Genomic DNA, 13,191 nt, shown 5'->3' on the forward strand with positions numbered 1-13,191 from the left:
GGAACGGTACATCTGTTGGGTAAAACCCGCGCAGTCTACCCTTCTCGTGCGCAGGTTTTTGATGAGTTGCTCACATTCTGATGAAAAAGATTCAAAAGACCCCGTCCGATCGAGCGGGGCCTGTTGTGACTGATCAGAACTCGCCGTCGTGGATGGCCTGCCCGATGGCCCGGGTCAGCACGCTCAACTGCTCCGGGCTGATGACGAAGGGAGGCATCAGGTAGATGAGCTTGCCAAAGGGCCGGATCCAGGCCCCCAGCTCGACAAACTTGCGCTGGATGCGCGCCACGTCCACCCGTTCCTTCATCTCCACCACCCCGATGGCGCCGAGCACCCGCACATCGGCCACTGCTGGGTTGAGGGTGAGCCGTACCAGCTCGGTCCTGAGCTGATGCTCGATAGACTGCACCCGCTCCTGCCAGGGGGAAGCCAGCAGCAGCTCGATGGAGGCATTGGCGACCGCACAGGCCAGCGGATTGGCCATGAAGGTGGGGCCGTGCATGAAGACGCCGGCCTTGCCATCGCAGATGGTGTGGGCCACCCGCTCCGTGGTGAGGGTGGCGGAGAGCGTCATGTAGCCGCCGGTGAGCGCCTTGCCCAGACACATTATGTCGGGGCTGATGCCTGCCCAGTCACAGGCAAACAGCTGGCCGGTGCGGCCGAAACCGGTGGCGATCTCGTCGGCGATGAGCAGTATGCCGAACTCGTCGCACAGGGCGCGCACCCACTGCAGGTAGCGGGGGTGATAGAAGCGCATGCCGCCTGCCCCCTGCACTATGGGCTCGAGCACGATGGCGGCGATCTCTTCGTGGCGATCCGCCACCAGGCTGGCGAGATCCACCACGCAGTTTTCGTCCCACTGGGCGTGGAAGCGGCAATCGGGGGCCGGGGCGAACAACTGCTCCGGCAGGAAGCCCCGGTAGAGCTCGTGCATGCCGCCATCGGGGTCGGTGACGCTCATGGCGCCGAAGGTGTCGCCGTGATAGCCGCCGCGCAGGGAGACAAACTTGGTGCGCGGCTGATCCTTCGCGTGCCAGTACTGCTGGGCCATCTTGAGCGCCACCTCCACCGCCACAGAGCCGGAGTCGGCCAGGAAGACCCGATCCAGCCCGGCCGGGGTGATCTCCACCAGCTTGCGACACAGCTCGACGGCGGGTGCATGGGTCAGGCCGCCGAACATGACGTGGGCCATCTTGCCGAGCTGGGCATGGGCCGCCGCATCCAGTTCCGGCACCTGATAGCCGTGCACGCAGGCCCACCAGGAGCTCATGCCATCCACCAGCTCGCGGCCGTCGCTCAGGGTGAGGGTCACGCCTTTGGCGCTGGCCACCTCGTAGCAGGGCAGGGGCTGGGTGAGGGAGGTATAGGGGTGCCAGATGTGGTGCAGGTCGAATTCTTGATTGGTCATTTTATGTTCTATTGTCAATTAATTTGATCTGGTCGGTGTTGACAGTCTACGCGCGCTCTCTACACTAGCCAACAATTTCAGCCACTTGGCTTGGCCCTCCCGTTGCATTGACGAGGGCGGCCGGTGGCGGGTTTGGCGGTCTGCCCGGCAAGGATGCGGACCGGCGGATCCCCTTCATCACAGGAAGCCATCCCCATGCATGCTCTCTCGACGGGCGCCTCAGCCCTGCGTCACGACTGGACTCACGACGAGGTCCAGGCGCTGTTTGCCCTGCCGTTCAACGATCTGCTGTTCCAGGCCCAGACCGTTCACCGCGCCCATTTCGATCCCAACGAGGTGCAGGTGAGCACCCTGCTCTCCATCAAGACCGGCGCCTGCCCGGAGGATTGCAAGTATTGCCCCCAGAGCGCCCGCTATCATACCGGACTTGAGGCCGAGCGGCTGATGGAAGTGGAAAAGGTGCTGGAGCGGGCCCGCGAGGCCAGGGCCAACGGCTCGTCCCGCTTCTGCATGGGGGCCGCCTGGCGCAACCCCAGGGAGCGGGACATGCCCTACATACTGCAGATGATCGAGGGGGTGCGCGGCCTCGGCATGGAGACCTGCATGACGCTAGGGATGCTGACCGCGGAGCAGGCCTCCCGCCTCGGCGCCGCCGGGCTCGACTACTACAACCACAACCTCGACACTTCCCCCGAGTTCTACGGTGACATCATCACCACCCGCACCTATCAGGACAGGCTCGACACCCTGGAGCACGTGCGTGGCGCCGGCATGAAGGTGTGCTCCGGCGGCATCGTCGGCATGGGGGAGCAGGCGCGAGATAGAGCGGGCTTGCTGATCGCGCTCGCCAACCTGCCGCGCCACCCGGAGAGCGTGCCCATCAACATGCTGGTCAAGGTGAAGGGCACGCCGCTGGAAAACGAAGAGAACCTCGACTCGTTCGAATTTATCCGCACCATAGCCGTGGCGCGGATCATGATGCCGAGTTCCCACGTGCGCCTCTCGGCGGGACGGGAGAAGATGAACGAGCAGATGCAGGCCCTCTGCTTTATGGCGGGGGCGAATTCGATTTTTTATGGCTGCAAGCTGCTGACCACGCCGAACCCGGATGAAAACAGCGACATGCAGCTGTTCAAGCGGCTCGGCATTCGTCCCGCCCAGCGCCCCCAGAAGCCGGATGCGGTGCAGACCGAGGAGCTGGAGGCCGAGTTGCTGGCCCAGGCGAGGCGCGCCCCCGGGGTCGACGATCTGTTCTATGACGCCACCCGCACGGCGCCGTCCCGCGCAACACAATCTGCCGCCGAATCCTCATGAGTGCCGTGCTCACCTCTGCGGCTCAGGGCCCCTTCGCGCTGGGTGAGGCGCTGGCCGCCCGCGAGCGCGAGGCCCTGTGCCGGCGCCGCACCCCGACCGAGGGCGGCAGCGGCGCCCGGCTGCGGGTCGGCGGTCAGGACTATCTCAACTTCTCGGCCAACGACTATCTGGGGTTGGGGGCTAATGCCGCCATCAAGCAGGCGTTCAAGGAGGGGATCGATCGCCATGGGGCCGGGGCCGGCGCCTCGCCGCTGGTGACCGGCTACAGCCGGGCCCATCAGGCGCTGGAGGAGCAGATCGCCGACTGGCTGGGGCTGGAGGCGGTGTTGCTGTTCAACTGCGGCTTCTCGGCCAACCAGGCGGTGCTCAAGGCACTGCTCGGCAAGGAGCACCTGCTGTGGCAGGACAGGCTCAACCACGCCTCCCTGCAGGAGATGGGCAGCCAGCTGCCCTGCAGGATGAAGCGCTTCCCCCACAACGACATGGCCGCGCTGGCGCGCCAACTCGAGTCGGGCAAGGGGCTCATCGTCTCCGAAGGGGTGTTCAGCATGGACGGGGATCAGGGGCCCTGGCGCGAGCTGAGCGAGCTGGCCGCCCGGAGCCGCAACTGGCTGATGATCGACGACGCCCACGGCCTCGGCGTGCTGGGGCCAGAGGGGCGCGGTACCCTGGCGGCCCAAGGGGTGGCGCCTGCCGCCGTACACATCCAGATGGGCACCTTCGGCAAGGCGCTCGGGGTGGCAGGGGCCTTCGTCGGCGGCAGCCGCGAGCTGGTGGAGTACCTGGTCAACTTCGCCCGTCCCTATGTCTACAGCACCCACATGCCCGCCGCCCAGGCTTGCGCCGTAGCCAAGAGCATCGCGCTGGTGCGGGGCGCCGATGAGGCGCGCGCCCATCTGCAACATCTGATCCGGCGCTTCCGACAGGGCGCCGGCCAGCTTGGCTGGACGCTCGGGGCGAGCGAGACCCCGATCCAGCCACTGCTGGTGGGAGAGAGCCGGGCGGCCCTGCAACTGGCCGAGCGGCTGCGCGGGGCCGGCCTCTGGGTCGGTGCCATCCGGCCACCGACGGTGCCGGCGGGCACGGCGCGGCTGCGCATCACCCTGAGCGCCGCCCATAGCGAGCAGGAGATCGATCGCCTGCTGGATGGCCTGGGCCAGGCCGGGGCCGAGCCAATGCAAGAGCAAGGGGAGGCCAAGCATGCATGACGCCTTCCAGCGAGTCGACAAGGTGCAGCTGGCGCGCCGTTTCGGCGCCGCGGCCCACCGATACGACGCCCATGCCCAGTTTCAGCAGGAGGTGGGGCAGGCCTTGCTGGCCAGGATGCCGGACGGGGCGAGCGATTCGAGCCTGGCCGGTGCAGGCCTGGCGCACCCAGGGGCGTTGCCCGAGTCGGGGCTGGATCTCGGCTGCGGCACCGGCTTCTTCCTGCCCCAGCTGGCCGGCCGTTGCCGGCGGCTGCACGGGCTGGATCTCGCCCCCGGCATGCTGCAACAGGCGGCCCTGCGCGGCAGCGGGGCCCAGCTGCTGTGTGGCGATGCGGAGCGGCTACCCTTCGCCAGTCAGAGCCTGGACTGGGTCTTCTCCAGCCTGGCACTGCAGTGGTGCGAGCGACCGGCCCAGGCGTTCGCCGAGCTGCACCGGGTGCTCAAGCCCGGTGGCCAACTGCTGTTCTCCACCCTGCTCGCGGATTCGCTCTGGCAATTGCGTGAGGCCTGGCGCACGGTTGACGGCGCTGCCCATGTCAATCGCTTCCTCAGCCTGTCACAATTGCAGCACGCCATCGCCGCCGGGGGTTTCGGCGCCCCCGCGCTGGAGTGCCTGACCTGGTCGCTCGCCTACCCTGAGCTCAACGGCCTGCTGCGGGATCTCAAGGGGATTGGTGCCAGCCAGATCAACGACGGGCGTCGGCCCGGGCTCGGCAACCGCCAGCGCCTGCAGCGCCTGAGCCAGGCCTATGAGCGCCACCGCCAGCCGGACGGCCTGCTGGCCGCCAGCTACCAGGTCTGCCTCGGGCGCGTGATCCGCAGCTAAACCACCCGTCCTCTGGATCCCGCCGGGGACAGATCCGCAGGCGTACCGCCTGCGTCCGAATAGAGAACTTGCGGGTGGACAGGCCAGGACCTGCCACCCCTGTTGAGAGCATGGCTACGCGGGGGCGCCGGTCTGGCGTCACCCGATGTGCGTTGAGGAGTCATCATGGTCAAATCATTTTTCATCACCGGCACCGACACCGACGTGGGCAAGACGCTGGTCGCCCGCACCCTGTTGCGGGAGTTTGCCGCTCAGGGGATTCGCTGCGCCGGTTACAAGCCCGTCTCGGCGGGTTGCGCCCGCACCGCCGAGGGGCTGCGCAACCAGGATGCCCTGCTGCTGCAGCAGGCCGCCAGCCTGGCGCTGCCCTATGAGCGGGTCAACCCCTTCGCCTTCGAACCCCCCATAGCGCCCCATATAGCCGCGCGGGAAGTGGGCGAAACCATCCCCCTGAGCGGCCTGTCGGCGGGCCTGCGAGAGATAGAGCAGGCCGGGGCCGAGCTGGTGATCGTCGAGGGAGCGGGGGGCTGGTTCCTGCCGCTGGACAGAAATCACCTGCTGTCGGACTGGGTCAAGCAGGAGAACCTGCCGGTGATAGTGGTGGTGGGGGCCAAGCTCGGTTGCCTCAACCACGCGCTGCTCACCTTCGCCGCCATTCGCCACATGGACCTGCCGATCGCCGGCTGGGTGATCAACCGGCTGAGCGACGGCATGAGTCATTATCAGGAGAATCTGGAGACCCTGAGGGGCTTGCTGCCGGCGCCGTTTTTGGGTGAAATACCCTTTGTAAACAATCCACTCGAGGCGGATCTGCGAGGGTGCCTGGATATTTCACCCCTGCTCTGAGGCTGACATTCAGCAAACATTCATCGGATCTATCTATTATCTGGAGCTGGTGTGGTATCGGGCCGACAATGGATCGGCCCGGACCGTGCGTCTATATCTCACAAGGAGTCAATATGAAGCGAATTATGCTATTCCTGGTGACCAACCTGGCCGTCATGCTGGTGCTGGGGGTGGTACTCAATATCCTGTTCTCGGTTCTGGGGATCAACAAGTCCAGTATTTCCGGTCTGTTGGTGTTCTGCGCCGTGTTCGGTTTTGGGGGTTCCTTTATCTCCTTGCTGATGTCCAAGTGGATGGCCAAGCGCAGCTATGGTGTCCAGGTCATCGAGCAACCCCGTAACGAGACAGAACACTGGCTGGTGAGCACTGTGGCCCGTCAGGCCCGCGAGGCTGGCATCAAGATGCCGGAAGTGGGGATCTACGACTCCCCCGAGATGAACGCCTTCGCCACCGGTGCCCGCCGCGACGATTCGCTGGTGGCCGTCTCCTCCGGCCTGCTCTACAGCATGAGCCGGGACGAGGCGGAAGCCGTGCTGGCCCACGAGGTGAGCCACGTGGCCAACGGTGACATGGTCACCCTGACCCTGATCCAGGGGGTGGTGAACACCTTCGTGATGTTCTTCGCCCGTATCGTGGCCGGCGTCATCAGCAACTTCTTCAGCTCCAACAACAGCGAAGAGAGCAGCAGCTCCGGTGGCTTCGCCTACATGATCACCGTGTTCGTGCTGGAGATGCTGTTCGGCGTGCTGGCCTCCATGATCGTCATGTGGTTCAGCCGTCAGCGTGAGTTCCGCGCCGACGCCGGTGCCGCCAAGCTGGCCGGTCGCGACAAGATGATTGCCGCGCTGCAGCGCCTCTCTCGTGGTGCCGAGCCGCAGATGGAAGGGGCCATGATGGCCTTTGGCATCAACGGCAAGCGCTCCGTGAGCGAGCTGTTCATGAGCCACCCGCCCATCGAGCAGCGCATCGCCGCCCTGCGTGGCTGATAGCCAAACGCGATAAGAAAACGGCTGCCTCAGGGCAGCCGTTTTCGTTTCTGTGGTCCGGTGGTTCGGGCCGGGCTCCCGCCCCCTGGCTTATCGCGGCACGATCATCAGATTACTTGATCACCAGATCGGTCAGCGGCACGGCGCAGCAGGTGAGGATCTTGCCCTCGGCCCGCTCGGCCGCGGTGATGGCCGGCGCCTCCGGGTGATCCACCTCGCCTTCGAGCAGGGTCTGCTTGCAGCTGCCGCAGATGCCGGCGCGGCAGCTCCAGGGCAGCTCCACTCCCTGCTTGTGGGCCTGATCCAGCACTGTGCCCTGGTTGTTGCCGGCGAAGCTCTTCTCGCCGATCCGCAGCTGTACCACCTGATGGGGACGGGCCACCGAGAGGATGGCGCCGCCGAAGCTCTCCTGCCGGATGCGCTCGGCGGTGACCCCCTGCTCCTGCAGCAGCCTGACCGCCTCGCTCATAAAGCCGTGGGGGCCGCACAGGAAGATCTCCCGTGCCAGCAGATCCCTGACCTGCTCGAGGTGCCCCTTGCCAAGGCGCCCGCTCATGCCCTGCCAGTGACCATCGGGCTGGCTCAGGATCAAGGAGAGTTGCATGCCGGCAAGGCGTAGGGCGTGCAGCTCGGCGGCGGCCGGGATGTCGGCTTCGCTGCGGCACAGGTGCATAAAGTGCACCTCCCCGAGTTCATGTCTCAGATGCAGGGTGCGGGCGATGGCCAGCATGGGGGTGACGCCGGAGCCGGCCGAGAGCAGCAGCAGCTTGCGCTCAGTGCCCAGATGGAAGTCACCGGCCGGGGCCGCGGCCAGCAGGCTGTCCCCCACACGCAGCTGATGGTGCAGCCAGGGGGAGAGGCGGCCATCGCCGAGTCGCTTGACGCTAATGCTGTAGCGATCCGGCTGATCCGGGCTGGAGCTCAGGGTGTAGCGCCGCTGCAGCCGTTCCCCCTTGATGTCGAGGCTGATGGGCAGGTGCTGACCGGGCAGGTAGTCGGGTAGGGGCTCGCCATCGGCCGCCTCGAACCAGAAGGTCTCCAGATCCCGCGCCAGCGGCTCACGGGCGACGCAAATCAGCGCCCGCTTCTGCGGCGCCGCATTGGGGTAAACCGGCGGGCGGGTGCGTTCCAGCACCTCGATCTCGCTGCCGGCCTCAATCCAGCCCTCGTTCAGCGCCACCAGGTTCTGGCCGAAGTAGACCTCCCCATCCTCGCCACGGCGATAGCGGGTGAGGGTGGCGAGCGGCTCTTTGAGGGCGTTGAACCTGTCGCTGCCCGGCTCCACCGTGGTCATGATGCAGCGGCTGCAGGGCTTGGCCACCCGAAACTCCACCTCGCCGATGCGGATCCGCGTCCAGCCATCCTCCTCGAACGGCCGGGTGCCGCTCGCCACCAGGTTGGTGCGAAACTGGCTCATCTGGTGCAGGGCATCGGATCTCAGGTTGAGGTCGTCGAGGGATCCCTGGCCGATGAGCAGCAGGGGATAGCCGTCGGCGAAGCTGACCCTGGTGCCGGTCTTGGTTCTGAAGCGATCGGATTTCTCCCCCAGCCAGAGCAGCCGGACCGGCTCGCCGGCGACCCGGCTCAGCCACGCATCGGCCTGCGCCGTGGTGTGCAGGGCGCTGAAGCTGTCGCTCCAGACGCCGGTGGCCTGCGGGGCCCGGCTGAATGCCTGCTCCAGCAGGCTGAGGGGATCCTGGCCCGGGTAGCGCAGCAGCAGGCCGCCCTCGATGGGGGTGGCCACCACCAGCTGCAGCTGGGGATGGGTGCGGGCGGTGATGAAGCTGCCGTCCGGCTTGACCACCATGTAGCGGCGATCCCCCAGCAGACCCTCTTCGGTCACCAGGGCGCGGTCCAGTGGCATGCCTGCCGTCGATTTGATGGGATAGAGATGAATGCTGTCGAGCCTTGGCATGTCCGGGTCCTTGTAACGTGGCGAGAGGGCGACGGGGCGACTCCCGCCCGGCATGCTCGGGCGACGAGGCCGGCGCGGGTCGGGGAGTGCAGAGAAGGGAGATGTTACTCGGCTTGGCGGCACCAACCAAGCCCTGATAGAGCAGTATTCCCAGGGAACCTGATGGCGGTATGGCGGGCAATAAAAAGCCCGGCATACAAGCCGGGCTGGGGGATAAGTTGCTTATCCGGGTATTCGTCGAGGCGTCAGTGTGGATGTTGTTTGAGGATGTCGTATATCTCCTCTTTCAGTTTAAGTTTCTGTTTTTTCAGATCCTTCACCTCGGAGCTGTAATCGCTGGCATGATGCTTTTCCAGTTTTCTAATCTCCGCATCCAGGTCGTTGTGCAAGTCAAACTTCTGCTGGAAATGGACATCACTGCTCTTCAGTTTCGAGATGAGATCTCTGTACTCAGGGAACATGTAATGAAGCCTCCTTGTTGTCGTTTGATTGTGCCTTGACCTTCAAAGTACCTCTAACCCGGGCGAAGAAATGTGATCCAACTCAAATTCGGGAGCAATGATTCATCGTGCCGGGGAGTCTGCGTTTAACTGCTTGAATCGCAACCTGATAAGGGATTTATGAGTAAACATTCGCGCGTAAAATTGTGATACTCATCACAACTTTATGGTGGCATGACTGCCGCGGGCAGCAAAAAGGGGCACCGGGCCCCTTGTTGCGATGCAGAGGAGGATTACTCCTTTTTCTTTTTCTTCTCGGGCAGCGGTTTGCCGTCACGGGCGATCACCTTGCCCACCTCGAAGCCGATCTGGGCCGCCAGCTCTTCCAGATCCGGCGCCTTGGCCTCGTTGCCGATGGCGTACTGGTAGTTGGCTATGGTGATCTTCTCGGCCACCGGGGTGCCGGGGACTATGGGCTCACGCCAGCCCTGGCCCACATGGGCGACCAGGGTGCCGTCCATGATGAGCTCGCCGACGATCTCCTGGGTCGGGATGCCCTTGCCGTAGGTGAGGGCCTGGGGATGTTTCTTGCCGACCAGGGGGTCGGTGCTGGCGGGCAGCAGCCTGGTGCGGATCAGCCACTTGGGATCCTTGTGCTTGCCCAGCGCCTTGCCGGTCTGGTACTCGTTGATCTTGATGGTCTTGATCATCTGGGCCATGAAATCCTTGGTCAGCGCCTTCTGGGCCTCGCTGCTCTCATCGATGGCGATGGGGGCCACATACCAGGTCTGGGGGGCGGGTGCCTTGGGGGTTTTGGGGGCGGTCTGCGCCATGGCCAGGGGGCTGAGCAGGATGGCCGCCAACAAGAGTCCGATTTTCTTCATCATGATTCCGCTTATGATTCCACGAGGATTTTGTTTTGCCAGCGGCGACTGCGCCAGCGCCAGAACATGGCCAGACCGCGCACCCACTCATCGCAGGCGAGCGCCAACCAGATGCCGACCAGCCCATAGCCTTGCATGATACCAAGGAAATAGGCGAGCGGAACGGCAATGCCCCACATGGAGACGAGCGCCATGTAGAGCGGGAAACGGGCATCCCCGGTGGCGCGCAGGGCGTTGATCACCACCAGGTTGAAGGTGCGGCCGGGTTCGAGGATGAGGCTGATGAGGAACAGCTGCGCCACCTGGGTGATGATGTCGGGGTCGTCAGTGAACAGGCTGATGATGGCGCGCCCGTTCAGGGCCGCGGCGATGGCGATCAGGGTGGTGACGATGAGGCCGAGCTTCAGGCTCTTCATCAGCTGCTTATAGGCTTGCTCGAAGCGGCGGGCCCCCGCCAGATGGCCGATGATGATCTCGTTGCCAAGGCCGATGGAGAGGCCGAACAGCAGGATGAACAGGCAGATCTGGAAGAAGTAGGACTGGGTCGCCAGCGCCTTGTCGCCGAGCAGGCCGACGAAGGCGGTCACCACCATGAACTGCAGCATCCAGGAGAGGTTCTCCCCCGCCGCGGGCAGGCCTATGTGCAGCACCTTGTCCAGCATGACCTTGCTGGGACACAGGATCTCCGGCAGGCGCAGGTGGATGCCGGTCTTGCGTCCCACCAGCCACACCAGCAGCACCACGCCGACGATGCGACCCGCCACCGTGCTGATGGCGACCCCGGCCACCCCGAGCTGGGGCAGGCCGAACCAGCCGTAGAGCAGCAGCAGGTTGCCGACGAAGGTGATGAGGTTGACGGTCAGGGTCACGTACATGGCCTGCCGGGTGTGGCCGTGGGCACGCAGGGTGGCGGCCAGGCAGAGCGCCGCCGCCTCCGGCAGCAGACAGAGGCCGATGATCTGCAGGTAGAGGGTGGCGTCGCCCATCAGGTGGGCCGGCAGGTTCATCAGCGCCAGCATGGTGCTGGCACCGGCCATGACCCCCACCGCGGCCACCAGCCCCACCAGCAGGTTGAAGCCGATGGCGGTGTGGATCACCACCCGCGCCTTCTCCCGATCGCCTGCCCCCAGATACTGGGTGATCACCACGCTGGTGCCAATGCTGACGAAGCTGAACAAGGTGATGGCCAGATCGAACACCTGGTTGCCGACCGCCAGCGCCGCCACCCCCTGATAGGAGACATGGCCCACCATGAAGGTGTTGAGGGCCCCGGTCAGGAAGTGCAGGGCGAGATCGATGAACAGTGGCCAGGTCAGGGCGAAGAGGGTGCCCGGGCCCGCGTGGGATTGAGTCTGCATGGCATATCCAAATAGCAATGATGGCCCTCGTCAGCGCCATCTGGACGGGCATTTAACACCAAGAGTCTGAGCTGTGCAATGGCTGACCCCGTCATCCGGTGGGGAGGGTGGGGCCGCCGATCCGGCTCAGGCCGGGGCCGAGCCTGCCTCCTGCTCGCAGGGCAGGGTCAGTCGCGCCGAGTCCGGCAGCGCCTCATCCCGGGGCCAGCGAGCGAGCTGGCTGTCGGTGGTGCTCTCCACCACCTCATCGTCCTTGAACACCGGCTCGCGGTAGCTGCGGGTCATGCGCAGCGCCTGGTACATGTCGGGATAGAGGGTGATCCCCTCGTCGCCGACCCGGATCCCCGCCTGCTGCAGCCAGTGGGTCATCTGGCCGTGGCGACCGGCCATCACCATGTGGATGCCGCGGCGCTTCAGCTCCTTGTGCAGCTCACCCACCATGCTCATCACGCTGATGTCCTGGTGGGTGAAGCAGGCGACGGCGTCGATCACCAGGCACTTGGGATTCTGGGGATCCTGCACCAGCAGCGCCAGCACCCGCCGCTTGAAGTAGGGGGCGTTGAAGTAGGTGAGCGGCGAGTTGAAGCGATAGACCAGGATGCCGGGAATGGCCTTGGCCTGCTCGTTGTCCCCCAGGGTGCGCACCACCCCCTCGTCATCCATGCCGAGCAACTGATCCGTTGGCCGCATCACGTTGCGCAGGAACTGGAACAGGCCGAGCAGGACGGCGAGGGTGATCCCCGGGATGACCCCCATGGCCAGCACGCTGACGAAGGTGATGAGGGCGAGCCAGAAGGCGGCGCGGTCGGAGTCGCGCAGCCCCCAGAGGCCGCGAAAGTCGGTCAGCGACAGCGAGGCCATCACCAGCACCACGCCGAGGGCGGCGGTGGGGATATATTGCAGCGGCGCCGTCAGGTAGAAGGTGACCAGGGCGATGATGAGGGCGGCGATGATGGAGACCAGCTGGCTCTTGCCGCCGTTGGCATCGTTGACCGCGGTGCGCGAGTCGGCGCCGCTGATGGCGAAACCCTGGGAGAGGGCCGAGGCCAGGTTCGCCATCCCCAGCGCCCGGAACTCCTTGTCCGCATCTATCTCGTAGCCATTTTTGGCGGCGAAGCTGCGGGCGGTCAGCATCATGGAGACGAAGCTCACCATGGCCAGGTTGAGTGCCGGCAACACCAGCTCGCGCATCAGGCCGGGGGGGAACTCAGGCACCTGAAACTCCGGCAGGCCTGAGCCGATGGTGCCCAGGGTGGCGATGCCGAAGCGGCCGAGATCCAGGGCCCACACCAGGGCCGCCGTCACTATCATGGCCACCATGGAGGAGGGCCAGGCGGGCCTGTAGCGCTTGGTCAGCACCAGGGTCAGCAGGGCCGTCAGGCTCATGGCCAGGGTCGGCAGGTGGGTCTGGGTGATGTAGCTGGCGCCGTTGAGGATGCGCTCTATCAGGTAACGCTCGCTGAAGGTGAAGCCGAAGATCTTGGAGAGCTGGCCCACCATGATGGTGATGGCCACCCCGTTGAGCAGCCCCATCAGAATGGGGCGGGAGAGGAAGTCCGCCAGCACCCCCAGCTTGAAGCGGCTGGCGATGAGGCACCAGAAGCCGGTCATGGCGGTCATGGTCATCACCAGCTGCCATTGCAGGGTGGCGTTGCCGGCGGCGAGGGGGGTCACCACGGCGGCGATGACGGCGCAGGTGGCGGCATCCGGGCCGACGATGAGCTGGCGGGAGGTGCCAAACAGTGCATAGACCAGCATGGGCAGTATGCAGGAGTAGAGGCCGACGATGGCACCCACCCCGGCCAGCTCCGCATAGGCGATGGCCACGGGCAGGGCCACGGCGGCCACCGACAGGCCGGCGCGAAGGTCCGGCATCAGCCAGGCCCGCTGATATTGCAGCAGGGCGGCGAGGCCCGGCAGCCAGCGTTCGAGAGAGAAGAAGTCGCGCATTAATTAACCCATTGAGTCATATAGATCTTTTTCTTAGTTTGCCCATGCATGGCGGG

The 13,191-nt window shown here is 65.2% G+C and carries 11 protein-coding genes; 5 read left to right on the forward strand and 6 right to left on the reverse strand.

Features of this window, described 5'->3' with window-relative positions:
* Positions 1-133 precede the first annotated feature (133 nt).
* Positions 134-1,408 (reverse strand): adenosylmethionine--8-amino-7-oxononanoate transaminase, encoded by a 1,275-nt coding sequence (bioA, locus tag EL255_RS06705; RefSeq protein ID WP_042651322.1) that lies wholly within the window; start codon positions 1,406-1,408, stop codon positions 134-136.
* A gap of 195 nt (positions 1,409-1,603) precedes the next feature.
* Here bioA and bioB point away from each other — a divergent pair, with 195 nt between their 5' ends.
* The 5 genes from bioB to htpX all read left to right on the forward strand — a co-directional run bounded on the left by bioB (position 1,604) and on the right by htpX (position 6,588).
* The gene (gene bioB, locus EL255_RS06710; RefSeq protein ID WP_042651323.1) at positions 1,604-2,722 is read left to right on the forward strand and encodes a biotin synthase BioB; all 1,119 of its coding nucleotides are present in this window, start codon (positions 1,604-1,606) and stop codon (positions 2,720-2,722) included.
* Positions 2,719-3,930 (forward strand): 8-amino-7-oxononanoate synthase, encoded by a 1,212-nt coding sequence (gene bioF / locus EL255_RS06715; protein ID WP_042651324.1) that lies wholly within the window; start codon positions 2,719-2,721, stop codon positions 3,928-3,930. Before bioB ends, bioF begins: the two co-directional genes overlap by 4 nt.
* Positions 3,923-4,756, forward strand: coding sequence for a malonyl-ACP O-methyltransferase BioC (bioC, locus tag EL255_RS06720; protein ID WP_042651325.1), 834 nt, complete (start codon positions 3,923-3,925; stop codon positions 4,754-4,756). The genes bioF and bioC overlap by 8 nt, the downstream gene beginning before the upstream one ends.
* A 165-nt stretch (positions 4,757-4,921) precedes the next feature.
* Positions 4,922-5,602 carry a dethiobiotin synthase gene (gene bioD, locus EL255_RS06725; RefSeq protein WP_042651326.1) on the forward strand — a complete coding sequence of 227 codons (681 nt, stop codon included), beginning with the start codon at positions 4,922-4,924 and terminating at the stop codon, positions 5,600-5,602.
* A 113-nt stretch (positions 5,603-5,715) separates the two neighbouring features.
* Entirely contained in the window at positions 5,716-6,588 is an 873-nt protein-coding gene (gene htpX / locus EL255_RS06730; RefSeq protein ID WP_042651327.1) for a protease HtpX, read from the forward strand.
* 112 nt (positions 6,589-6,700) lie between these two features.
* Here htpX and EL255_RS06735 read toward each other — a convergent pair whose 3' ends face one another.
* The 5 genes from EL255_RS06735 to EL255_RS06755 all read right to left on the reverse strand — a co-directional run bounded on the left by EL255_RS06735 (position 6,701) and on the right by EL255_RS06755 (position 13,135).
* Positions 6,701-8,503: an MOSC N-terminal beta barrel domain-containing protein gene (locus tag EL255_RS06735; RefSeq protein WP_042651328.1), complete on the reverse strand. Its 1,803-nt coding sequence runs from the start codon at positions 8,501-8,503 to the stop codon at positions 6,701-6,703.
* 245 nt (positions 8,504-8,748) lie between these two features.
* Positions 8,749-8,964 carry an HP1242/YdcH family protein gene (locus EL255_RS06740; RefSeq protein WP_050718646.1) on the reverse strand — a complete coding sequence of 72 codons (216 nt, stop codon included), beginning with the start codon at positions 8,962-8,964 and terminating at the stop codon, positions 8,749-8,751.
* A 272-nt stretch (positions 8,965-9,236) separates the two neighbouring features.
* Positions 9,237-9,827 (reverse strand): hypothetical protein, encoded by a 591-nt coding sequence (locus tag EL255_RS06745; RefSeq protein ID WP_042651330.1) that lies wholly within the window; start codon positions 9,825-9,827, stop codon positions 9,237-9,239.
* A gap of 11 nt (positions 9,828-9,838) precedes the next feature.
* Positions 9,839-11,185: an MATE family efflux transporter gene (locus tag EL255_RS06750; protein WP_042651331.1), complete on the reverse strand. Its 1,347-nt coding sequence runs from the start codon at positions 11,183-11,185 to the stop codon at positions 9,839-9,841.
* A 126-nt stretch (positions 11,186-11,311) separates the two neighbouring features.
* The gene (locus EL255_RS06755) at positions 11,312-13,135 is read right to left on the reverse strand and encodes a SulP family inorganic anion transporter (RefSeq protein ID WP_042651332.1); all 1,824 of its coding nucleotides are present in this window, start codon (positions 13,133-13,135) and stop codon (positions 11,312-11,314) included.
* Positions 13,136-13,191 lie beyond the last annotated feature (56 nt).

Source organism: Aeromonas encheleia, from assembly GCF_900637545.1.
Classification (GTDB): domain Bacteria; phylum Pseudomonadota; class Gammaproteobacteria; order Enterobacterales; family Aeromonadaceae; genus Aeromonas; species Aeromonas encheleia.